The organism is Sulfurimonas gotlandica GD1, assembly GCF_000242915.1.
Classification (GTDB): domain Bacteria; phylum Campylobacterota; class Campylobacteria; order Campylobacterales; family Sulfurimonadaceae; genus Sulfurimonas; species Sulfurimonas gotlandica.
This window is the reverse complement of the sequence record NZ_AFRZ01000001.1, coordinates 1,296,974-1,320,002: the sequence shown is the minus strand read 5'-3', so window position 1 is coordinate 1,320,002 and position 23,029 is coordinate 1,296,974. Positions and strand designations below refer to the sequence as shown.

20 protein-coding genes are annotated in these 23,029 nt (G+C 34.4%); 3 read left to right on the top strand and 17 right to left on the bottom strand.

Features of this window, described 5'->3' with window-relative positions; translation table 11 throughout:
• Window positions 1-3: 3 nt before the first annotated feature.
• The 10 genes from SMGD1_RS06490 to SMGD1_RS06445 form a co-directional block, all read right to left on the bottom strand.
• On the bottom strand, window positions 4-2,304 hold the full coding sequence (locus SMGD1_RS06490) for an ATP-binding protein (RefSeq protein ID WP_008336998.1): 2,301 nt from the start codon (window positions 2,302-2,304) through the stop codon (window positions 4-6).
• Window positions 2,301-3,227, bottom strand: coding sequence for a cytochrome-c peroxidase (locus tag SMGD1_RS06485; protein ID WP_008340948.1), 927 nt, complete (start codon window positions 3,225-3,227; stop codon window positions 2,301-2,303). Before SMGD1_RS06485 ends, SMGD1_RS06490 begins: the two co-directional genes overlap by 4 nt.
• Window positions 3,228-5,816 carry an ABC transporter substrate-binding protein gene (locus tag SMGD1_RS06480; protein WP_008335125.1) on the bottom strand — a complete coding sequence of 863 codons (2,589 nt, stop codon included), beginning with the start codon at window positions 5,814-5,816 and terminating at the stop codon, window positions 3,228-3,230.
• An 8-nt stretch (window positions 5,817-5,824) separates the two neighbouring features.
• Entirely contained in the window at window positions 5,825-6,184 is a 360-nt protein-coding gene (locus SMGD1_RS06475) for a YqaA family protein (protein WP_262823908.1), read from the bottom strand.
• Window positions 6,185-6,216: 32 nt separating this feature from the next.
• A complete protein-coding gene (locus SMGD1_RS06470; protein ID WP_008336924.1) occupies window positions 6,217-7,149 on the bottom strand; it encodes a D-2-hydroxyacid dehydrogenase in 933 nt (310 codons plus the stop codon).
• A 37-nt stretch (window positions 7,150-7,186) separates the two neighbouring features.
• Window positions 7,187-8,350: a formate-dependent phosphoribosylglycinamide formyltransferase gene (gene purT / locus SMGD1_RS06465; RefSeq protein ID WP_008336727.1), complete on the bottom strand. Its 1,164-nt coding sequence runs from the start codon at window positions 8,348-8,350 to the stop codon at window positions 7,187-7,189.
• A gap of 103 nt (window positions 8,351-8,453) precedes the next feature.
• Window positions 8,454-10,571, bottom strand: coding sequence for a flagellar hook protein FlgE (gene flgE / locus SMGD1_RS06460; RefSeq protein ID WP_008336590.1), 2,118 nt, complete (start codon window positions 10,569-10,571; stop codon window positions 8,454-8,456).
• A 121-nt stretch (window positions 10,572-10,692) separates the two neighbouring features.
• The gene (locus tag SMGD1_RS06455) at window positions 10,693-11,952 is read right to left on the bottom strand and encodes a flagellar hook-basal body complex protein (protein ID WP_008335300.1); all 1,260 of its coding nucleotides are present in this window, start codon (window positions 11,950-11,952) and stop codon (window positions 10,693-10,695) included.
• 10 nt (window positions 11,953-11,962) lie between these two features.
• Window positions 11,963-12,628 (bottom strand): flagellar hook capping FlgD N-terminal domain-containing protein, encoded by a 666-nt coding sequence (locus tag SMGD1_RS06450; RefSeq protein WP_008335517.1) that lies wholly within the window; start codon window positions 12,626-12,628, stop codon window positions 11,963-11,965.
• 10 nt (window positions 12,629-12,638) lie between these two features.
• Window positions 12,639-14,114: a flagellar hook-length control protein FliK gene (locus SMGD1_RS06445; RefSeq protein WP_008335098.1), complete on the bottom strand. Its 1,476-nt coding sequence runs from the start codon at window positions 14,112-14,114 to the stop codon at window positions 12,639-12,641.
• Window positions 14,115-14,230: 116 nt separating this feature from the next.
• Here SMGD1_RS06445 and SMGD1_RS06440 point away from each other — a divergent pair, with 116 nt between their 5' ends.
• Window positions 14,231-14,482 carry a hypothetical protein gene (locus SMGD1_RS06440; protein WP_008340940.1) on the top strand — a complete coding sequence of 84 codons (252 nt, stop codon included), beginning with the start codon at window positions 14,231-14,233 and terminating at the stop codon, window positions 14,480-14,482.
• On the opposite strand, the gene SMGD1_RS06435 is transcribed toward SMGD1_RS06440, so the two are convergent.
• From SMGD1_RS06435 to SMGD1_RS15015, 6 genes are all read right to left on the bottom strand, one after another.
• Window positions 14,461-14,871, bottom strand: coding sequence for a hypothetical protein (locus SMGD1_RS06435; RefSeq protein WP_008335973.1), 411 nt, complete (start codon window positions 14,869-14,871; stop codon window positions 14,461-14,463). The genes SMGD1_RS06440 and SMGD1_RS06435 overlap by 22 nt on opposite strands.
• Before the next feature lie 47 nt (window positions 14,872-14,918).
• Window positions 14,919-15,896: an argininosuccinate synthase domain-containing protein gene (locus SMGD1_RS06430; protein WP_008336593.1), complete on the bottom strand. Its 978-nt coding sequence runs from the start codon at window positions 15,894-15,896 to the stop codon at window positions 14,919-14,921.
• A 38-nt stretch (window positions 15,897-15,934) separates the two neighbouring features.
• A complete protein-coding gene (locus tag SMGD1_RS06425) occupies window positions 15,935-17,518 on the bottom strand; it encodes an ATP-binding protein (protein WP_008336756.1) in 1,584 nt (527 codons plus the stop codon).
• Window positions 17,519-17,520: 2 nt separating this feature from the next.
• Window positions 17,521-19,179, bottom strand: a complete 1,659-nt coding sequence (gene dnaG / locus SMGD1_RS06420) for a DNA primase (protein WP_008335182.1) — start codon at window positions 19,177-19,179, stop codon at window positions 17,521-17,523.
• A 128-nt stretch (window positions 19,180-19,307) separates the two neighbouring features.
• A complete protein-coding gene (locus SMGD1_RS15020) occupies window positions 19,308-19,439 on the bottom strand; it encodes a hypothetical protein (RefSeq protein ID WP_008335435.1) in 132 nt (43 codons plus the stop codon).
• 275 nt (window positions 19,440-19,714) lie between these two features.
• Window positions 19,715-19,846 carry a hypothetical protein gene (locus tag SMGD1_RS15015; RefSeq protein WP_008336805.1) on the bottom strand — a complete coding sequence of 44 codons (132 nt, stop codon included), beginning with the start codon at window positions 19,844-19,846 and terminating at the stop codon, window positions 19,715-19,717.
• 238 nt (window positions 19,847-20,084) lie between these two features.
• On the opposite strand from SMGD1_RS15015, the gene rpsU reads away from it, so the two are divergent.
• Both rpsU and SMGD1_RS15010 read left to right on the top strand, forming a co-directional pair.
• Entirely contained in the window at window positions 20,085-20,297 is a 213-nt protein-coding gene (rpsU, locus tag SMGD1_RS06415) for a 30S ribosomal protein S21 (protein WP_008340937.1), read from the top strand.
• A gap of 138 nt (window positions 20,298-20,435) precedes the next feature.
• The gene (locus tag SMGD1_RS15010; protein ID WP_008335491.1) at window positions 20,436-21,569 is read left to right on the top strand and encodes a methyl-accepting chemotaxis protein; all 1,134 of its coding nucleotides are present in this window, start codon (window positions 20,436-20,438) and stop codon (window positions 21,567-21,569) included.
• A 28-nt stretch (window positions 21,570-21,597) separates the two neighbouring features.
• On the opposite strand, the gene SMGD1_RS06405 is transcribed toward SMGD1_RS15010, so the two are convergent.
• The gene (locus SMGD1_RS06405) at window positions 21,598-23,028 is read right to left on the bottom strand and encodes a porin (RefSeq protein WP_008334983.1); all 1,431 of its coding nucleotides are present in this window, start codon (window positions 23,026-23,028) and stop codon (window positions 21,598-21,600) included.
• Window position 23,029 lies beyond the last annotated feature (1 nt).

The window sequence follows — 23,029 nt, the reverse complement described above, 5'->3', positions numbered from 1 at the left end:
ATTCTACTCTTTGTGGCTTAAGAAAGATTGTAAAACTTCATATAGTTCATTATTATCAATTGGTTTTGCTAGATATCCATCCATGCCCGCTCTCAAAAATTTCTCTTTGTCTCCACTCATAACATTTGCAGTTAGTGATACTATAGGAACATCTGTCTTGTAAAGACTGCGTATTTTATTCATTGCCAGCACTCCACTTAACTTTGGCATATTCTCATCCATTAAGACCAAGTCATACTCTTCTTTGCCAAACATTTCAACTGCTTCCACACCATCATTAGCCATCTTGTATGTTAATCCGAGCTCATCTAACAAAACACCTATAAGCAACTGGTTTGTTATGTTATCTTCTGCTACTAAGATATGCCCGTTTAATATACTTTTTGACTCTTGTATACTCGCTACCTTTTCACTCTTGCTTTCACCCTTATTTTCATACTCTTTGATCGGTATATTTAACTCAAATGTACTACCATTTCCATCTTCACTCTCAAGCTTTATCTGGGCATCCATTTGTTTTAGTAAATTAGAGACAATACTAAGTCCTAAGCCTGTTCCACCAAATTTTCTGGTTGTTGAACTATCAGCTTGCTCAAAAGGCATAAATATTTTTTCTTGAACCTCTTTACTTATACCTAAGCCATTATCACTGACTATGATTCTTAGATTATCATCGTTATGGTTCGCACTCAGACGCACTTCACCACCTGCTGGAGTAAACTTTATAGCGTTTGATAAGAGGTTTGTAATGATTTGGGAGATTCTAAGCCAATCTCCATTAGCAACTATTTTTAAACTATCATCTAAATCTAAAACAAGATTGAGGCTTGCAGTTTCTATGTTTGGGCTAAAACGCTCGACTAAGGAATATATATTTGAGTAAGGCTCAAATCTATGATAATCTAAGATAAACTTTCCACTTTGTAACTTAGAAAGGTCTAAAATATCATTTATTAAACCTATAAGCTGTGAAGAACTCTCAAGTATATGCTCTATATACTTTGATTGTTTTTCATCTTTTATCTGTCTTTTTAAAAGACTGGAAAAGCCATTTATAGCATTTAGTGGGGTACGAAGCTCATGAGACATATTTGATAAAAACTCATCTTTAGCTTTTTCTGCCATCAGAGCTTCATCTCTACTATTAATAAGCTCTGTAACTTCATACCTAACGGCTAAATACTCAACTATCTCATTATTAACATCTAACATAGGAACAATTACACTATCGACATAGTAAGCTTCACCGGATTTCTTACAGTTTTTAATCGTCGCTTTGAAGATCTTTTTATTTCTAATAGTTTTCCATAACTCTTTAAAGAGTTCTGCTGGCATATCCGGGTGACGGATAATATTATGACCCTGACCAATCAACTCTTCTCTTGAATATCCGGATATCTCACAAAACTTATCATTCACAAATGTGATTAGACCTTGAGTGTCACTTTTTGAGACTACAGCACTCTCATTTAAGGCATCAACAAACTGTTGTAGTTCTTTTTTAAGATTATCTGCCTCTTGTCTGGTTAAAACCTCTTTTACATATACTATCAGACCAAATATAATTAAAAACAGGGTGCTCATTAGTAGAGCTTTTACTATTGATGAAGTCTCTTTTTTTAGTTCTTCAATTACATCATTTACATAGGAAGTTACTTCATCTAAATCAATATATATATCATTTTCTATAAGCTCTGTATTTAACTCTATAAGGCTTTTTCTCTTTGCATATAGTAAGTTTAAATGTACTCTCAACTTATCTTGATTAAAAATTTTACTATCTATATCAAGAGGCTCTAATTCTTCTAATTGATAGATATTGTTTGCATTCACAATATTAAAGATATATCTCATTAACTCAGGCGTAATCTCTTTGGATGTTTTGATATCTTTTAAATATTTTTTATAACTCTTTGATAACCACATTTTTGAGTTTTTTATTAGCGCAGTATCAGACTTTATATCTTCATATACATATTCCAATCTCTTACTTTTTGTTACTATCTTTGCTGCTAATTTTTTTAGAACTTCATCATTACTACGACTCAGAATCGTAGTATATTTTTCTAAAGCACTTCTAAAAGATCTGCCAGATGCAATAATCGCATCATAATTAACTTCTAAAGTGACTCTGCTAAGTAGCAATTTATGTTTTTGATTTTGTATCTCAAGCTCGTAGGACAACTCTTTAATTGTAGCACTCTTGTCTGTTGTAGCTTTTATCTCATTCCACCTAACTAAATAGAAAATGATTACACCAAGGAGTATAAGAAATATAGGTACAATGATTATATATTTTTTCATTGCTTTTTCTCATTTAAAATAGAGGGCATCTCACCCGTTAAAGTTCTAAGAAATGCCTCTATATCATCTAAGTTTTCTTTGTCTGATTCCAGTCCAAGCTGATGCTCTCTCATCTCAAAGATTGCATCTTTTAAGGTTTTTACTCTTCCATCATGAAAATAAGGTGCTGTTAGTTCTATATTACGCAATGTCGGTACTTTAAATACATTTCTATCACGTTCTCTTTTAGTTATATCATATCTTCCATTTGATGGTTTATCTTGTTTATAGGGAAGTATAACACCAAGTTTTTGGTACATATTTCCGCCTATATTCACTCCATTGTGACAACTTATGCAACCGACTGATTTAAAGCTCTCATAACCTCTTTTTTCTTGTTCATTTAAAGCTTTTCTATCACCTCTAAGATATTTATCAAATCTTGAGTTTGGAGTAATTAAGGCTTTTTCAAACTCAGCAATAACCTCCATAAGGTTTTCCTCTGTTGCTCTTGTTCTATAGATTTGAAAAAACTCTTTTTTATATGATGAGTTATTTAACTTATTGAGGGCATCTTCCATCGTTGTAGCCATTTCAAGAGAATTTGTTATAGGTCCTCTAGATTGATCTTTAAGATTTCGCTCTCTTCCATCCCAAAACTGTGCAAAATTAAACACTGCGTTGAGAACTGTTGGAGAATTTATAATACCCTCTTGTGAGTCTACGCCAAATGAGTATGGAGTATTGTTTGCTCCACCACCTGGGAGGTTATGACATGTAGAGCACGAGATAGTTCCATCTTTTGATATGATTGGATCAAAAAATATTTTCTTTCCAAGCTCAGCTTTTTGTTTATCATACTCTATACTTAGAGGGATTGGTGTAATATCATCAATTGCAAATATTACTGTGCATAATATATGAATAATGAGTAACTTTAGCATCTATATCTCTTCAGATTGAATTTTTATAACAAAGACTGCACCATCTTTATCATTTTTAACACTAATACTACCATTATGATAGTCCTCTATGATGTTTTTTGACATATATAGTCCTAATCCTGTACCATTTTTTTCTAATTTTGTAGAAAAATATGGGTCAAATATATGTGAGATTATCGATTCATCAATTCCACCTGCATTATCACTAATCTCTAAAATAGCGCTCTTGTCTTTATCAAAGCTTCTAAGTTTAATACGTGCATTTTCTATATTTTTATTTAGCAACTGATCTTTTGCGTTACTTAAAATATTCAGTATCACTTGCATAAACTCATTTTCATGAAGTCTTAGTAATAACTCAGAGTGTAAATCCAAAGACATTCTGATGCTGTTTACATCCATATTGTCTTGAACGAGGTTGCATGATTTAATAATCACATTATCTAAAAGCATAACTTCTGATTTTTTATTTGGTTTATAGAAATCACTGAAATCTGAGATTATCTGACTTAAATTCTGAGTATTCGCACCAATCTTATCTAGCTTTTGATGCAAAAACTCTATAAATTCTGCTCTTTGCTTCTCGTTATTTAAATCATACTTTTCAAGCTCCAATGCCATCCTTATAGCTATCTGCATTGCAGATATGGAACTAAGTGGTTGTTTCCACTGATGAGCAATCATACTTAGCATCTCACCCATTTGAGCCAAACGAGACTGATGAAGAAGATAGGCATCTTTTTTTACTATCTCACTAACTGCATCTGCAATCTTAGACTCAAGAGATTTATTTAACTCTACCAACTCACCCTGTAGTTTCTCCAACTCTTGGTTTTTCTTGTTTAAAAGGTACTGTCTATATAAAAATACAGCTGTCAAGACAAACATAAGGATAAATATTTTTTTTATATACTCATAGTTTGAACCATTTGTATAGTTTATGGAAACCCATTCATTTAAAACTTTTTGAACATCACTAGGCTTTAAATTTTTTACAATTTTTTCAAATATTTCAAATAGCATTTCATCATCATTTCTAATACCAAAACTGATTTTAACATTATCTTCAAACTGTCCAGATATTTTCAAATCAACACTAGAGTAATGTTGCATATAGTATGCAGCTGCCATCATTAGGTCAATATGTCCATAATATTTTCCATTCTTAACACCTAAAATACCTTCTTTTCTGGAAGGAACTACATTTAGTTTAATTCCTGGATATTTATCTCGTAAAACTTCTATAAAAGAGACTCCGGAGACAACAGAAAACTCTTTATCCAAAACAGTTTTTATATCTAGTATGTAGTTTTGAGATTTGTTAGTTACAACGACTAACGGATCTTCATAGTAGGCATCTGTAAATTTAAAATACTCCCCCCTAGAAGGAGTAGCTTGCATAACAGGAAGTAAATCACACTCTCTATTTTTTGCTTTTTCAATTGATTCTTTCCATGATTTAGTTTTTACAAGCTTAAATGGAACGGGTATATGTTTGCTTACAATCTCGAGCACTCCTGCACCTATTCCGACATATTTATCATCTTCAATGCCACTATATGGCAAATATGAAGGCAACACACATATCCTTATCTCTTTTTTACTTTTTAAATACTGTTGCTCTTTTGCACTAATAACATTTGAACTATTATAAATTACCAACTCATGGACGTCAATAGTATTTTTTGCAAGTCCCATAATCTTGTATACATCAAAGATTCTTAGTATTTTTTTTTCACTAATATCTCCAAGTTTACTCTCATCTGTGTAGGCAAGTTTTTTCAACTCTATCGCTTCAAAGAGAAGTGCATCTATAGTCTTGTTTTGTGGGTTATATTTTTTATGTATTAATTTAACTGTTTCATCAATATTGTCAAAAGCATATTCCCAACCTTTTAGTGAAGCTTTTTTAAACTTCTCTACTCTTTGAGGGTTAACTTGAAACTCTTTTTCTGAGGTGAAGAGTATGTCACTGTAAAAATCAAAACCTTCATTTTTTGGGGAAAAAATCTTATATGGTATGCCTCTTTTTTCTAATATATATATCTCATTTGAAGTATATCCAGCATAAAGGTCAACACTTCCATCGAGTAGCTCTTCAAAGTCAAAATTATGTTCTTTAAAAATCATCTCACTTTCATCTGCACCGCTTGACATTATCATTGCACGAATAGATGCAGATTCAACTGCATCCTTTGTAAGCATTAGTCTTTTGGTTGCAAAGTCTTTTACACTGTTAATATTTGAGGATGCTAGACTAACTAACATAAAAGGAGAGGATTGAAAAATAGCAGATAAAAGCACTATCTTTTTACCTTCAGAACGTGATTTGATGAGACCTGAACGACCGATACCATAAGTAGCTCTTCCATTTAGAACTTCTTCAACCGAGTCCATGCTATATTTGAACTTTTTTATATCAACATCTAAGTCAACTTCTTTATAGAAACCTTTTTCTTTTGCCATGTAGTATCCGGCAAATTGGAACTGATCTAACCACATAAGTTGCAGAGATACTTTCTCTGATGGCTTTTCGGCTGCACTGAGGAGAGTAAATATAAAGATTACTAATAGTAAAAGAGCTTTCATGATATTTATTATACCACAAGAGTTAGAAAGTAATACCTTGCAATTCTTAGGCTACCGGCTACTATAAGAAACCAAACAAACTTGAGTCTAAGAACACCTGCAACTAGTGTTAGCGGGTCTCCTATGACAGGAAGCCATGTAAACAAAAGTATAAAATATCCATGCTTATGTCCATACTCTAAACTCTTTGTTCCGGTTTTTGAAGATGAAAGTTTGTTTTTAGTTTTCTCATAAAGCCAGAACCCTAGCCAGTAGTTTACTATGATAGCTAACACATTCCCGCTTGATGCAAAAACCATTGCATTTAAAACAGGCATATCATTTGCCAAAGCAGCAACAAATGCTACTTCAGATGAAAAAGGAAAGATTGTAGCTGCAAGGAATGCAGAGAAGAAAAGAGCTAATTCAGTGATGAAATATTCTCAACAACTGATGCGATAAGAGTATCTCTAGCTTCAACTGATGCCCAAGCGATATGAGGAGTAATATAAAGATTATCTTTGTTCTTCACACTTGATAGTGGATGATTAGGGAGCATTGGTTCGTGATTTAAAACATCTAAACCAAAAGATATATTTTTCTCATCAATAATCTTTGCAATAGCGTCTTCATTGATGATTCCACCTCGTCCTAGGTTTAAAACTATGGCTCCATCTTTACAAGTTAACAACTGTTCATAGTCTAAAAGATTGTTAGTTTTCTCGTTTAGCGGTGCATGAATAGAGATGATATCGCAACTCTTTAAAAGTTCATCTATACTGGCACGTTGATAGTCCTCAGTTCTATTTACTCCACTAGTTGAGTAGTAAGAAACTTCCGCGCCAAATGCAGAAGCTATATTTGCAACACCACGACCGATTGAACCAAGACCTATGATTCCCCACTTTTTACCTTTGATCTGAAAAAATGATTTTGACACATCTGTAAAAACTGGACTTTTTGAATATGCTCCACTTTTTACATACTCATCATAATATCTAGAGTGAGCCATTAGATAAAAAAGCATTGAAAAAGTATGTTGAATAACTGAGTCAGTTGAATATCCAGCTACATTTCTAACTTCAATATTTCGCTTTTTCGCAGCTTCTAGGTCAATATTGTTCATGCCTGTAGCAGCAATACAGATAAGTTTTAGACTCGTAGCAGATTCCATAAGCTTATCATCTATAACTACTTTGTTTGTTACTATAACATCTGCGTCTGTTATGCGTTCTAGAACCTCACCTGGAGATGTAGTTTGATAAACTTCAACATCACCTAAACTCTCAAATGAACTTAAGTCCGTATCTCCAAAAGTAAGCGCATCTAATAAAACAATCTTACGACTCGGCATTTAGTGCCTCCCTGCATTGAACTTTAGTTCTTATCACTTATGCGTCACTTACTTTTTTAATCAGTTCACGAGCTTTTTCCAAAGCACTTTCAACTTTATCAAACACAAGTGCTACTGCAAGTCTTCTCCCTTTGTGAGATTCTGGTTTTGAGAAAACTCTCACAAAAGAGTTATCACTAAAGAGGCTCTCATCAACATCAACTACAGGAGCGAAGTTATGCTTTTCTGATTTAAAAGCTGCAGATGCGCCATCACCATAAAATGTAAAACCTAAAGGGAGACCAAGCACAGCGCGTAGATGCAGAGCAAATTCACTTTGAGACTGAGTAATAAGAGTAACCATTCCGGTATCATGTGGACGTGGGCTTACTTCTGAGAAATAAACATCGTCCCCTTTGATGAATAGTTCAACTCCAAAAAGACCGCGACCGCCAAGACCATCAGTTATAGTTTTAGCCATCTCTTGTGATTTTTGTTTTGCGATTTCGCTCATCTGCATTGGTTGCCATGAGAAAACATAGTCACCATCTCTTTGCTCATGACCAATTGGCTCACAATAAACTGTTTCTTTTCCGTTTCTAGCTGTAAGCATTGTAATCTCATAATCAAAATCAACAAATGCTTCAACGATTAACTCACTAGCATCTCCACGAGCTTCTTTTGCAATTTCCCAAGACTTAGGAACATCTTCTTCACACTTCAACACGCTTTGTCCATGACCAGAAGAACTCATAACAGGCTTGATAACACAAGGATAACCCATTCGCTTAGATGCTTCTCTAAGTCCATCTTCAGTAGTTACAAACTCATAAGGACCAGTTTTAAGTCCAAGAACTTCTGCTGCGAATGTACGAATATTTTTACGGTTCATAGTCTTACTAACTGCACTCGCGTTTGGTATTACGTTATAACCTTTATCTTCAGCTGCAAATAAAGCATCTATAGAAATAGCTTCAATCTCAGGTAAAATGTAATCAGGTTTTTCACGGTAAATAATCTCTAAAAGAGCATCTTTATCTTGCATATTTACAACATACGAGCGGTGAGCAACGTGATGAGCGGGTGCATTTTGGTATCTGTCAACGGCTACGACTTCAAGACCTAATCTTTGAGCTTCGATAGCTACTTCTTTTCCAAGTTCACCTGAACCTAGTAACATTACTTTTTTTGAGTTTGATTTTAATGGAGCGGAGAATTGCATAAAAATTCCTTGTGAAATATTAAAGGAATTATATCGAAAAAATTATTTGTTGAAAGAATCCCCACGCACAGCGTGGGAAGAGGATATGGATTAAAAACCTATATTAGTTTTTAAGTCCAATCAGTGTCTGAAGTAGTTGGTCAGACGTGGTAATTGTTTTACCATTTGCCTGGAAACCTCTTTGAATAATAATCAGCTGAGTAAGCGCACGTGACAAGTCAACATTTGAAGCCTCTAGAGCTGCTGCCTGAATAAATCCACGACCAGCTGTTGCAGCTGTACCGATAATCGGGTCACCAGAGTTGGCAGTTTGAATAAAGATATTTCCACCCTCAACTGATAGACCCTCATTATTTGTAAACTTAGCCATACCAATTTGAGCAAGACCAAATGATCTACCATTCGAGAATGAACCAACTAAAGTACCACTCTGATCGATTCTAATACCAACTAAATCTCCACCAGTATAGCCATCTTGACTTATTCCTGATGTAGAAGATGTACTGTCAAAACTTGTCATACCATCAAATGAATTTGCAGTACCAAAACTAAGTGATACTTGCTGATCTGGTGCAGAACCATTGTTTCCTGAGAAAGAGATATTTGGCGGATTATAAGTTGCTAATGAACCATCATTATTAAAACGGATAGAACCAGTTTTTTCATCCAACGGGGCAGTTGTATCAATTGTTGCAGGTGCTGGAACACTTACGAGCATAGCCCATGAACTACCAGTTGATGTATCAAGTGCAGTTTTTCTAAACTCCATTCTAAGTGTATGCTTAGAACCAAGTGAATCAAAAATATCAATAGAGCTTGAGTGAGTAGCCGCATTAAAACTTTGTGAAAATGCTTGACCACCACTAGCTTTTGGTAAAACTGAGTTCATCGCTTCCATATTTCTAGTAAAGCGAGTGTTTGAAGTTACAACAGACCCGGATGTCTTATTAGTATATGCTGTAACTTTTAGATTCATATCATAATCATCTACGCCACTGTTTGGATTTTGAATGACAAATTTTCCTGCATCATTAACTGCAATAGTAATACCGTTAGTAGCACCACCCTGATTGTTAGCTTCGTCTTCCATCCATTTTCTTAAATCAGCCATAGATGTAAAAGTTTTATCACCACCAGCAAGACTTGCAGCAGAAGATGTATTGTACTGGTATCTATGTGCTGTAGTACTAGTTCCTGTTGCCAAGCCTGAACCAGAAGTAACTGTGGCAAGGTTTATATTATGAGAAGCAGATGATGATCCATTATTATTTATTAAAGTTATAACCTGAGAAGCATCAACAGATGCTGTAATACCGGTGATAGCAGTTTGAGCATTGATAGCAGATACATAATTATTAGCCGTCTCTGCTACTGTTGCTCCTGCCGCTGCTGTGATATTAACTGCATTACCTGCTATACCTAGTTCTGGGTCTATGTTAAAAGTTATATCCATAGCTGTATTTGCAATAACTGTACCTGCTGTTAAACTAGAGCTTAGAAATGAAACCCAGACACCTTGATCTTGTTGCAGAGAAAAAGCTTCTCCAACTTCGTTAAACATTACACCAATATTACCGGCTGAAATTGCATTTCCATTTGCGTCAATTGCAGCAGGTTGTACATTTGTTGTTCCTGTTTTAATCTCATAAGCAGGAGAAAAACTCTCAACGTTAGGACCAGAGTTTAAGTTTGCCTTTAAAACAACCTCTTGACTCGCACTCGCCGGAGTCGTTAATCCTGGAGGAATATTAATATCAGTAATTGGGGCAGTTGAATCAACTTTTCCAGAAATAGGATCTCTTAACCATCCTTGAGTAACAAATCCATTGTTATCAACGAAGTTTCCACCTGCATCAAACTTAAAGTCACCCGCACGAGTGTATTTGTAAGTATTACCACCGTCTGGAGAAACGATATAAAAACCATCTCCTTGGATTGCAACATCCGTATTTTTATCAGAGTTCTGAACTGAACCTTGTGAGAATATACGAGTCATTGAGCTAATAGTGGAACCTAGTCCAACTTGAACTGGATTTTTACCACCAAGTGCACCTTGAGGAGCGGTAGCGATTGCTTTTGTTTGAGCTAAAAGGTCTGAAAAATTTGCACGAGAGTATTTGAAACCTGTTGTATTAACATTCGCAATATTATTTGACTCTACATCCATCGCAACTTGGTGCGATTGTAGTCCGGATACACCGGAGAAAAGTGATTTTAACATCGTAAATCCTTTTTTATCTTATAGTATAGATAAATAGCATTTAGTGTTCCAACTTTTAAGAGTATTGAAAAGATTGTGTTTGTTAGTTAGTTGTGTTAGTTGAGAGGTAAGGGTGGATGCTCTAGGCATCCATTTGTAGTGCTTTTTGCATCATCTGGTCTGCCGTTGTTATAGACTTAGAATTTGCATCATATGCTCTTTGAAAAATAATTAGATCCGTCAATCCTGTTGTCATTTGAACGTTTGAACCCTCAAGGTGAAAATTCAATATATCTGTACCTATAATATTTTCTCCACTAGAATCTTGATAAAAAAGTGGGCTTCCGCTATTTTTACCTTCAAAAAATCTAGCTCCACTTGCGCGATCAAGTCCCTGCTCATTTCTAAAATGATAAACTGCTATTTTTCCAACACTGCTTTGTAGACCGTTCGTAAATGTAGCAATTACTTCTGCATTTTTATTTACACTATAGCCTTCTAAATCCCCACCTTGTGTACCATCTGCTAAACTAGAAGCACTAATAGGAATATTAGAAATAGCTACAACACCATCAAAACCACTTCCCAAATCTATTGCGACAGGAGAACCGTTGTTATCAATACTTGTTAGTGTAGTAGAGATTAAAGCTCCTCTAGAATCAAAGCTTGCACCACCTGTTTGTGTATCATAAATAGTAGTTCCATCAAGAGTTTGTGTTGTTGCTGTTACATCCCACTGACTGCCAGGTAAAACTTGTGGAACTACTTTTGTAAAAGATAGTCTTAAGTGATTTCTATTATTAAGTCCATCAATAACTCCCGCGCCTATAGTTCTAGCTTCATCATCAGTACCGATGTTACCAAGAAATTTTGCTGTTGTTGATGCTACTGATGGATAAGTTAAAGTTTGAGGAAAACGAAGCTTTTCTTGAGATTTAACATCCCCAAGTTTAACCTCATCTAAAATACCAGTTAGTACATCATCTTGAATATTAGCACCCATTGTACCTAAAACGTAGAATCCATCTTGAGTAATAAGATCACTATCTCTATCAAAAGTAAAATTACCTCCTCTAGTATACATAGTATCTTTCTCACCTTGAATACCAAACCAGCCATTTCCAACTATTGCTAAATCTGTACTTTTATCTGAAATTTGAATTACACCTTGATCTCTATTCATAGTAGCAGCTTGAAGCTTAACACCGGCACCAATAGTACTACTTGTAGCAGAGTTCTTAGATGTAGTATTTAAATTATCTTCAAACATAGAAGCAAATTCTGTGTTATATCCACGAAAACCTACTGTTGAAATATTTGCCAGATTATCCGTTATAATATTTATACCGCCCTGGTTAGACTTAAGACCGGATATTCCAGTATAAAAAGCTTGAGTCATCATGATGAATCCTTTAGTAAACTTCTACTATATTTTCTAATGGAACATAGTTTGAGCCAACTTTTACAAGTGCACTACCATTCTCAAATCTTACAGCTTCTATAGGATAAGTTCCCATTCTTGTTGTTTGTGCTTCTCCAGCTGGATTTGTATAACTAGAAGTTACATAGTACACTCCGCTTTCAGCGGCATTTCCATTTGTAAGAGTACCGTCCCAGTCAAACTGATAAGTTCCTGCTGGATTTGGATCAACATTCATAGTGCTAACAATAGTACCTTCACTATCTAGAATTTCTAAAGTACCTGCTTGTATCTCTTGTGGAAAATAAACCTCAAACGAACTTGGCGTACCTTCATCATGTGCGATAGCATTACTACCTAAATCAGCTGTTTTACCAATTGCTGAAATTGATGAAAAGTTTTGTGAAGCAGATAAAGAAGCTGCTAAGCTTTCTAACGCTTTGTTAGTATTTTCTGCTGACTCCAAACCTGCTAGTTGAGAGGTCTGAGTTAGAATTTTCTCACTGTCCATAGGTTCAGTCGGATCTTGATGCTGAAGCTCAACCAAAAGAAGAGTCATAAAGTCATCTTTACCTAAAACTGTTTTATCTACTGCTGCTGTTGAAGCTACAGTATCTACGTTTGTTGCGGCATTTAAGCCTGTTGATGTGATTGCCATGTCGTATCCTTTAAGCGTAGTTCGGAACTACGATTTCTAAAGAGCTTAAAACCTCTTCATTTTGTTCTTCATTCTCAAAATAGTTATACTCTTCGTCAGCTCTTTTTTCATTTTGGCGATTTTGCTGTTGACCAGGGTTTGAATCACCATTTTGTGAGCTGCTGTTAAAGTTTAATGTAGCATTATTTATTCCATTATTACTAAGTTGAACTTTTAACTCATTTGCATTCATTGAAAGAGTATTGATAGCTGTGTTGTTTGAGCTGATACTAACATGTAAATTTTTACCTCTTTGAACAATTGTCAAATCAACTTCTCCAAGTTTTTGAGGATTAAGTTGAACTTTTACTCTAGTAAATGGAGACTTATAATCTTCTATAGCAGTTTTCACATCTTGTGAAATATACTTAATCATCTGCTTAGCTTCATTTAGTTTCACTTCGAAGCTATCAGCTTTTAGAGTTGCAGAATTTTCAAGTTTTGCATTAGAGCCATTATTATGTTCACTAGAAGTCTCTCCATGAAGAAGTTTTTCCAGACTTCTTGAAGCATCTGAAGTCGCATTAGGAGCAATAACTCTTGCTGTTGCAACAGAAAAATCTGCTGTTAGTCCACTACTGGAAACAGATGGTTTATCACCGCGAAGAAGCATTTTTAGCGTTTCATCGGCTTTTTCTTTTGGTGTTTTTTCTTCAATCTTGAACTCTCTAGCTGTAACTATCTGCTCAGTTGTATGCTCTTTTATATTTTGAGCTTTAAAAAGTGGTGTTTGTTTTGTAGATTCAACTTCTTTTTTTGTATTTATTTTTTTATCTTCTACTATTTCTTGATCTTGTATTTTACTCTGAGCTTTTACAACTCCTGTTTCAGTAGCTATCTTTGGTGCTTTAACACTCTCTTTAACACTACTTAAAACTACTGGAGCTGTCTTAGCTTCTGCTTTATCAGCTTTTACATCTATTTTTGCACTAGAGAGTTGACTAGCTTTAATTTGGACTTCTTCTATACTTACTTTAGATATATCAATTCCATAATTTTTTGCTAGAGTTGCCAAGCCTTTAAGTGTTTTTGGAAGTTCTTTTATTTGTGATTGTTTATATGCATCACTGTCTAAAATTTTTGACTTTAAATATTGTTTTGCATCTGAGATTAAAGCTTTTATCTCTTTTGGAGTCATATTTTGTGTGATTTTAGGGTTTAGTTCAAGTGGCTCTTGTAGTACCTTTATAGAGTCACCCTCTTTTGCGTCTTTACCTTTTAAAAGCGATAGAAGAGTATCTGTTTTTGAAGATGTTATTACATTAGACTTTACATCTTTTTCATTGCCAAGTGATAGGACTAAAGCACCATTTTGGATAACTTTGTCATCTTTTTTGCCTGCCCCTTTTAGGAGTTGGGAGAAGGAAAGTGTTGGCTCTTTCTCAGGAGTTGACAAACCGAGAGGTGAAGATGGTGTCGCATCAGTCTTTGTTTCTAATGAAATCATCTTGAGCTCCTTATATAGCCTAAAATAGGCAGTTTTTATATAATAAAGCATTAACTATTCCAATATATTTCATATAATGGATTAAATATATTTCGGACTACGTCGATATTGTGCCTATGAATAAACTGCTTTTTACTTTTTTCCCAGCACTGCTATTGGCATTTAGTCCATTTGAATCTCCAGAATCAAATAGTTTTGAGCTATCGGCTTATGAAACAAAAAAAACTATTGAGAATGAAAAAGCTGCGAACAATCCAAAAATAAAATGTAGGTTAGTATGTGATAAAAAGATTTATAAAGAGCAGAAAATATCAGATGCGATAGAGTTTTACAAAAATTCTAAAGACTACTTTAGTAAATCTAAGTAGTCTAAATCTTTTTTACAAAAGTGTTTAACACTAGTTTGCAGAATTTCTGTCAGTTCATCACCACTCTCTCCATCTACCGGGTAGCTGATTAAAAAAGAGTTTAGGAACTTGTTAAAAAATTTATCAAACAGTTTTTTAACAATGTCTGCACCATACTTATCTGTGTATGGAAGAACAAAGAAATAGTCTGTCTCATGATTGGCTATAGTATCGGAAGTTCTAAGTATTTTTTGTAGGGCTCTAGTGATTTTCTCATCTTCTACTTCACTCAAATCACAATACAATATTGTAAAACTCTCAGCGCGATTTTCATCAAGTCTGTCTGCTATACCTATATTTAAACGAAGAAGTTGTTTAAAATCTTCAAATTGAAAATGAATACCGGCCATAATAAAGTTCCTTAATTTTTTTCGAATTGCATTAGTATAACAAAGATTTATAAAATTGTAAAAGCTTGTATCTCATCTCTAGATGCATATGGGGAGCTTTGACTCTCTGAACCATCTAAACTAAGAGTATAACTGTTTTGTGGTTTTGCTTTACAGTAAGTTAAAATCACTTTTTTTGCCAACTCTTTGTCTTCATCACTAGCATCTTTGCTCAGTAGTGCATGTGGACCTGGAACTCCAATAGTTTTTACGTGATAGAACTTGTCATTATCTATATCTTGTAAGTAACCATTCTCTTCTTTGTTCCTACCTACTACAAGCTTGGCACCATCGCTCAGACGAAGGTGGCGACCAAATTTCATTACAGGAATATCTCTTACTTCAAACTTATCATACTTGATAAAATCAAGCATTTTTTTAGCAAAGTTCTCATCAGTTAAGAGACATCCGCCACCAGGAGATTCAAAATCAGCGAGACCTATCTCTTTTGCTAACTCTAACTGTCTGTCGCGGCTTCTTCCAGTGATGCCCTCTAGCTTCTCTCTGTCTACCCAGCCATTTTGCTCTGCTATAGTTGGATCAAGCATCTTTGCAGACATGGGACGAAGAAGAAGACCCTCACAGTTGCTCTCATTTAGAACTGTTTGTAGAGCTTCTTTGTTTTGACTCATAGGACGTTGTCCCATAACTTCACCACTTACCAAAAAGCTTGCACCTTCCGCTTCCATGATTCTTTTTGCAACGGCAAACATTTTAGCATGACAATCTATGCAAGGATTGAAATTTTTTCCATAACCATGTTTTGGATCAAACAATACATCTTGTAAGAACTCACTCTGAATATCAATAATTTTAAGTTCTGCACCAACTTGGTCACACATATTTTGCATATGTTCAAGTCTATCTTTTGTACTACCAAAACCTGTAGAGATATTTACAGCCAAGACATCAATTCCTTGATCTATGATTAACTTCATAGCCAAAGTTGAATCTAACCCACCACTAAAAAGTGCTATTGCTTTCATTTTTTTCCTTGTTCTAATTTTGAAATTTTATCATTAAATTAACTAATACTAAAATTAATGAAAAAACATGCCCCATTATTGATATTTTCAACACTTAGTTTACCGCCCATTTTCTCTACTATTTGTGAGCTCATATAAAGTCCTATTCCTGTACCTTTAGATGCTGATTTAGTCGTAAAATTAGCCTCAAAAATACGTTTTATAACATTCTCAGGAATTCCACCTGCACTATCTTCTATCTCCATACTCACAGCTTCTTCATTTTTGGTTGCTCTGATAAATATACTACGATTCTTCACATCATTTTCATTAAAAGCGTCTTTTGAATTGTTTATAATATTTAACACCAGATGCTTAAACTCATTCTCATTACCTTTGATAGTTATATTCGCATCTACATCAACTTCTATATTTATATCGTTTTTCAAAAACTCATCTTTAGTAAGAAGTAAAACAGACTCTATATTTTGTAAAAGATTAAACTCTACTACATCTGCGTTAGGACGAAAAAAGTTTCTAAACTCACTAAGAGTAGTTGTCATATGTGTTATTTGAGAGTGAGTGGCTTTTTGCATCTCATCTATGTAAGCACGGTCTACAATTCCATCATCGAAATCTTCTTTCATCAAATCAAGATACATGGAAATAGCATTTAGTGGTTGCTTCCACTGGTGAGCAACAGCGTCGAGCATCTCACCCATAGATGCCATTTTACTCTGCTGTTCTAGCATCTTATATTGTGCATGAATCTTTGCCTCTGTCTCTTTTTGAACTTTTATATAAAGAATCAAGACTATAACAGCTATAACAAAAAAAACACCCAAGGCTACAAAAAAAGCAGTATAATCAGGTTTTTCTACATACTTCTGCTGAATCCATTTTGATAAAATATCGTTTTGAATATTTGGATCTATATTATTGAGTGCCTTGTTCATAATACTCTTTAAGAGTGGATGCTCTGATGAGATGCCAAAACCTAATTCTGTGTACATATCTGTACGTCCTACGATTCGCAAGTCGTTTAGCTGACGCTTTGCTATAGCATAACTAGTTTGGGCTAGTGTATTTACAAAGGCATCGCTTTTCCCAAATACAACACTTTGCAGACCTTCTTTTATTGATTTGACCTCTACGAACTTTATAGCAGGATATTTTTCTTTTATTTTTTTAAAAAAACCTTCTGTAGAACTAATCGCAATTTTTTTATCTTTAATATTATAAAGCGATGAGACATAACGTTGTTTATGATTCATTACTATAACTATTGGGTTTTTATAGTAGATCTCACTAAGAAGCTCTGTCGTTTGCGTATTATAATCTTTACTCTGTGACATCATCATTACCTGCTTTGACTTCATTGTTTCTATGGAGTCTTGCCAAGAGCTAGTTCTCATGATTTTAAATTTTAAAGGGGTTATTTTTTCTATATGCTTTAGTAAATCAGCAACAATACCTACATAGTTGCCTTTATCATCAAACGCTTCAAAGGGAAGCCAATCAGGATCACCGACATAAGTTACGACTCTATTTTGCTCCATCCAAAGTTTCTCTTCTTCGCTAAAATCTATGCTAGCCGATAAAAGTTCTAAACTTATTAAAATAGCTAACCATAAAATACGCATCATCAATCCTTGAAAGCTACTAACTCGCCGCGTTTTAATTTTGATATTTTTCCACGAAATTTACGAATATAAAAAGCTTTTTGCTCAAACGACAAAGAAGCTTGTGTGTTTATCTTTCTTAACTCTCTCTCATAATGTTTAGTTAAAAATGCAATAAGTTCAGCTTTTAAGGCCTCTTCATCTCTCAGTGGCTGTATCTGTTCATCAATCGATATTGCCATCAAAGAAGGCTCGTCCAATCTGCCTTGTAGAGATAATGCAAACTCTCGTGAGTGAAACTGCAAAAGTGATGGGTCAAGAACGTCTAACATCTGGTCAACTAACTCAGGATGCTCAAGAACTGTTTTGATCAAACTTAGTTCCCACATGTCTTTATGGGTGTTTTTTTGAATAAGTGGCGTATTTTTATTAGTTGGTGCTTGAGAAAATCTAACAAGTGATGGACTAATGCCCAAGCCTCCCAAACGAGATGCAAGAAATGTTTTATACTCTTCTTGTAAAATTGGTGAGAGCGTCTTAAGATAGCCGATGCCATCTTGCATGCACTCCTCTTTCGCCTTTGGATCACGAAGGTCATACAGTGAAAGTATCTCTTCTAAAACAAATTCAATAAACGGTTTCGCAGATCTAAACATCGTAGCCAACTCTTCAACTGCACCCTTGTGTACCATGTCAGCTGGGTCAAGACCATCTCCAAAAATAACAACACCACCATTAAAACCACCGGCACTAAGCAGTCTAGATGCTTTCAATGCAGCCGCACGACCAGCTTTATCTCCATCATAGGCCATTACAATTCTTGGTTCACCCTTTCTCAAAAGTGGTAGATGCTCTTGAGTTAGAGCTGTTCCAAGTGTAGCTACAGCATTTGTAAATCCGGCCTGATGCAACATAATAACATCTAGATAACCCTCTGTTATGATTATCTCTTTTGTTTTATGAAGTGTTTGTTTGGCATGGTGATATGCATATAAAAGTCGAGACTTATTAAAAAAAGCTGTCTCAGGAGAATTTACATATTTTGCTTGATGACCTGTAATTGTCCTTCCACCAAAACCGACAATTGAACCATTTGCCGAGTGAATAGGAAAAGTTATGCGTTCTATAAATCTAGCAAAATTTCTTCCACTATCATAGCCTATAACTCCCATATCTACAGCTTCATTCACACTAAATAGTTGAGATTTTATGTAATTAATAGTAGCATTTGAATCAGGAGCATAGCCTATTCCAAATTTCTCAACACTACTCTCATAGATGCCACGCTCTTTGATGTAAGAAAGAGCCTCTGGTTTTGAAGTCAAAAGATTTTGGTACCACTCACTCAGCTTATCCATAACTTGTGAGCGAGGCTTGTTATGTTTGTTATCAGTATAAGAGAGTGTAAAATTATAGTTATTTGCTAGTTTTTCTAATGCTTCAGGATAGTTAAGTTTTTCGTATTCCATTGTAAATTTGATGCTGTCACCACCCGCACCACAACCAAAACAATGGTATATACCCTTAGAAGGGCTTACAACAAAAGATGGTGATTTTTCATCATGAAAAGGACACGGTGCTTTATAGTTTGCACCGGCTTTTTTCAACTCCACGTATGAGCCTACAACATCAACAATATCAAGGCGTGCTTTTAGGGCTTCTATGGAGTCTTGGGTAATCATAATGTGATTATATCTATAATATACTTACTTCTTTCGTCAATTAAAGCTATAAGTTTAAAAAATGCGGTGAGTTAAACAGACTCCAAAGAGTCTGCTTTAGGAGGAAGAATAAAATCAGATCTATATGATTAATATATTTCTGTACTTGGATGATTAGGTTTGCTAACTGGCTCTTTTGTATCTTGAGTGTCATAAGTCACAATACTATCTGCTTGAAGAGCACCTAATGTTAACGCGATTAATAAAATGATTTTTTTCATTTTGTTTCCTTTGGTAAGAGCGCATTACGCTCTAGTATTTTTAAATCAGACAAATTTTATCCTATTTAAAAAAATAGTGTATTGATATGAATCAATATTCACTATTAAATTTCAAAATTCTATGTATTTTAGGTTGTTGACAACAATATATCTCTTTTTTTGCAGTACAAACATTAAAAAAAATATATATAATTGATCTATTTTAAAAGTATTTTGATTGAAGCAAACTCAGAAGAGTCTGCTTTAGGAGGAAGAATAAAATCAGATCTATATGATTAGTATATTTCTGTACTTGGATGATTAGGTTTGCTAACCGGCTCTTTTGTATCTTTAGTATCATAAGATACGATGTTGTCAGCTTGAAGAGCACCTAATGTTAACGCGATTAATAAAATGATTTTTTTCATTTTGTTTCCTTTGGTAAGAGCGCATTACGCTCTAGTATTTTTAAATCAGACAAATTTTATCCTATTTAAAAAAATAGTGTATTGACATGAATCAATATTCACTATTAAATTTCAAAATTCTATGTAATTTAGGTTGAAAACTAGAAGATATACTTGTTGTAAAAAAATAAACTTTGTAATAAAGAAACATTATGTTATAATTCCGTTCCAAAATTTTAAAGAAAGTGGGTGATGTGATATGCCAGGTATCGTACTACGTAGTGATGATAACTTTGATGCATCTTACCGCCGTTTCAAGAAGCAGACTGACCGTAACTTAATAGTTACTGAAGCTCGTGCTCGTCGTTTCCATGAGACTGAAACTGAAAAGCGTAAGAAGTTCAAAATAGCATCTCGTAAGAAAATGCTTAAGCGTCTTTATATGATGAGACGTTACGAATCACGCCTATAATAAGCTAAAGCCTTCGGGCTTAGTTTATCTTCTATCAAAAACTCTAATTTTTCCATCTTTTAACAAACTTAAATAAACATTTTTTTCATTACTAAAGTTTCATGATATAATACCTGTAATTTAATTTAAGGGGTTTTTATGAGTTCTCTTTTTCTTCGCATGAGACTAGTTCACTGGATTGGTATCGTCTTACTTGTTATAAATGCTTTCGTTTTTACCGATAATCTGATTTCACAAATTGTTCAACTAATTATTGCAGTTGTTATAGTTATACATGATTTAGATGAAAAGATAAATGGTGTTGATGTAGCAAAAAAGATAATAGATAGTCTTTCAAACTTTAAATCTGGAAAGAAAATAGATCTTAAACTAAACTTCTCCAGTGAATATAAACATATGGTTGAACTTATTAATGAATTTACTGATAAGGTAAGCGAAGCAACACAATTAACAGATGCGTCAAATGAGATCTCTTCAAAACTTCATCAGCTACAAAACAGTGTTAAAACATTAGAAAGTGATTTTAACACAGGAGAAAAGCTAGCTACACAAGTGTCCAATAAGCTAGATGTAATAACTCATCAATCTGATAATAATTTGGAGTTTTCAAATGAAGTTCTTGAGAGTTTAAACAATGTTTCTAAGCAGATAAGCGAGTCTGTTGCTAAGATGGCTACACTTGAAGATCAGATTAGACATACTCATGAAGGTGAGATAGCAGTTAGTGAAAACTTACACTCTCTAACAGCAAATGCTGAAGATATTAAAAACATTCTAAATATAATCTCCGATATATCTGACAAGACTAATCTACTAGCACTTAATGCAGCTATTGAAGCAGCTCGTGCAGGTGAACATGGACGTGGATTTGCTGTAGTAGCAGATGAAGTTAGAAAACTTGCAGAAAATACTCAAAGAGCTTTAACAGAGATAAATGCAAGTGTAAATGTCATAGTTCAGAGCATCTCAGAAGCAAGTACAAGCGTAGAAGAAAATGCCAAGTCTGCACTTGAACTTGTTGATATATCAACAATACTGCAAAAAAGCCTAATGCAATCTAGTTCAGAGATTGAGAACACTCACCAGAAGGGCTTGGAAGATACAGAAAACTCTCAACTTATCAAAGATGAAGCTTACGATTCAAGAGATTTAACAAAAATGCAAATTCAAAAAATGCAAGAGACTAAGATATCTATAGAAACAATAAAAGATAATATCATCACCATAGATGCCAGTACAAAAGAGTTAATCAACAGAGTATCTAATATATAGAGGCTCTGTTTGAAGCAGGTTAAATACTCTAAAAAATAATTCTTAGCCTCATTCCTGGAAGTATCGCTAAATCCTCACTAGAGTATATAGGATTTAATATTTGGATATCTGCACTTATCTGAATACCGTGATAATAATCATACCTGTAAAACATTTCAAGAGTATTTTGTATCTCTTGATTTGTTTTTGACTCACTTGCAGAATAAGCAAGGCCAACTTTATCATCTTTATCTAAGAAATTTTTTCTACCCCAGCCAAGTGAAATGTACTGCGTAGCAGATGCTTCATTTGAGAATGCATACTTTGCAAATACCTTGTTAAGCTCATCGAGAGTTTGATTCAGTGATACAATAGCACCAGTAGCTGCGTTGCTACTCTCCCTCTCTCTATGCCAAAGAGTTAGATAGTATCTATTATTTTTTGGTGTTATTCCAAACTCGATTGCACTATACAGAGATAAGTCATTGTTTAGAACACTATCCATAGATTCACCAGCTTTTGCATCTGAATCACTCAACTGTCCAGAGATGAAAAAGCTTGGTTTTACATACTTCATGCCTATTCCCAGACCATTATTAGGCACTAAAGAATAAGGAGTAGAAGAGATAGATGAGCTAAAAAAGTAGTTGCTAGAACTCTTGAAAAACGAGTTGTCTATAAAAGAACCTGGATCAACAACCCCTAGTCTCATAGATAAGGCATCTATCTTATACTGATACCAAAACTCAGATACCAAAATATCTCTATCTGAATATGCAGGAGAAGTTGTATATAGTGAGCCTATCTCTTGTGCAAAAGTTGAACTTGAATTATCTCCAACTTGGTGCCTTGCATTTAGGTTAAAACCTACGCTTGAGTTTTCATTTGGTTTGTACATCGCGATAAGATCCATATTGCTTCCCACACCACTACTGTTGGATATTAAATCTGATTGAGCCACACCTCTATACGAAAAACCAATATCAATATCGTACTCATCTCTTAGCGCACTTAAAGCTCTTATACTATCTTTTATCCACTTTGGTACTCTTGGGTTTTTTAAAAGAGCCTCACGTATATTTTTTATCTCATTAAATTGTCCATCAACATCATCGCTTGCTATAATACTCGCAATATCTTTATCTTCTTTTGTTAACTCTTTTGTGTCTTTACTTACTTCACTTTTAATTACTTCTTTAGGTTTCTCTTCTATAGCTTGTGCGACTGGTACATCTACAATTGTTGTCTGAGTTATAGTAATAGGACGTTTTTTTACTTTGTATTTTTTAGCAATTATATCTTTATAAGCGATATAGTTTTTTTCTTTATCAGTAAAATTATGCTTTATTCTAGCGAACTCTATAATCTCTAGTTTTGTGAACGTTTTAGGAGGTTTTGTATCTTTTTGAGCCTCTGAAAGCTCAAAATATGCAAGGGAAGATATAGCTAGAAGAGTTAGGTAAAGGTACTTAGTTTGCATC

Coding starts and splice junctions, on each gene's coding strand:
- SMGD1_RS06480 (WP_008335125.1), bottom strand. CDS start 5,816: ATGAAAGCTCTTTTACTATTAGTAATCTTTATATTTACTCTCCTCAGT.
- flgE (WP_008336590.1), bottom strand. CDS start 10,571: ATGTTAAAATCACTTTTCTCCGGTGTATCCGGACTACAATCGCACCAA.
- SMGD1_RS06485 (WP_008340948.1), bottom strand. CDS start 3,227: ATGCTAAAGTTACTCATTATTCATATATTATGCACAGTAATATTTGCA.
- SMGD1_RS06455 (WP_008335300.1), bottom strand. CDS start 11,952: ATGATGACTCAAGCTTTTTATACTGGAATATCCGGTCTTAAGTCTAAC.
- SMGD1_RS06430 (WP_008336593.1), bottom strand. CDS start 15,896: ATGAAAGCAATAGCACTTTTTAGTGGTGGGTTAGATTCAACTTTGGCT.
- SMGD1_RS06490 (WP_008336998.1), bottom strand. CDS start 2,304: ATGAAAAAATATATAATCATTGTACCTATATTTCTTATACTCCTTGGT.
- SMGD1_RS06450 (WP_008335517.1), bottom strand. CDS start 12,628: ATGGCAATCACATCAACAGGCTTAAATGCCGCAACAAACGTAGATACT.
- SMGD1_RS06470 (WP_008336924.1), bottom strand. CDS start 7,149: ATGCCGAGTCGTAAGATTGTTTTATTAGATGCGCTTACTTTTGGAGAT.
- SMGD1_RS06440 (WP_008340940.1), top strand. CDS start 14,231: ATGAATAAACTGCTTTTTACTTTTTTCCCAGCACTGCTATTGGCATTT.
- SMGD1_RS06435 (WP_008335973.1), bottom strand. CDS start 14,871: ATGGCCGGTATTCATTTTCAATTTGAAGATTTTAAACAACTTCTTCGT.
- SMGD1_RS15020 (WP_008335435.1), bottom strand. CDS start 19,439: ATGAAAAAAATCATTTTATTAATCGCGTTAACATTAGGTGCTCTTCAA.
- rpsU (WP_008340937.1), top strand. CDS start 20,085: ATGCCAGGTATCGTACTACGTAGTGATGATAACTTTGATGCATCTTAC.
- SMGD1_RS15015 (WP_008336805.1), bottom strand. CDS start 19,846: ATGAAAAAAATCATTTTATTAATCGCGTTAACATTAGGTGCTCTTCAA.
- SMGD1_RS06405 (WP_008334983.1), bottom strand. CDS start 23,028: ATGCAAACTAAGTACCTTTACCTAACTCTTCTAGCTATATCTTCCCTT.
- SMGD1_RS06445 (WP_008335098.1), bottom strand. CDS start 14,114: ATGATTTCATTAGAAACAAAGACTGATGCGACACCATCTTCACCTCTC.
- purT (WP_008336727.1), bottom strand. CDS start 8,350: ATGCAATTCTCCGCTCCATTAAAATCAAACTCAAAAAAAGTAATGTTA.
- SMGD1_RS15010 (WP_008335491.1), top strand. CDS start 20,436: ATGAGTTCTCTTTTTCTTCGCATGAGACTAGTTCACTGGATTGGTATC.
- SMGD1_RS06425 (WP_008336756.1), bottom strand. CDS start 17,518: ATGCGTATTTTATGGTTAGCTATTTTAATAAGTTTAGAACTTTTATCG.
- dnaG (WP_008335182.1), bottom strand. CDS start 19,179: ATGATTACCCAAGACTCCATAGAAGCCCTAAAAGCACGCCTTGATATT.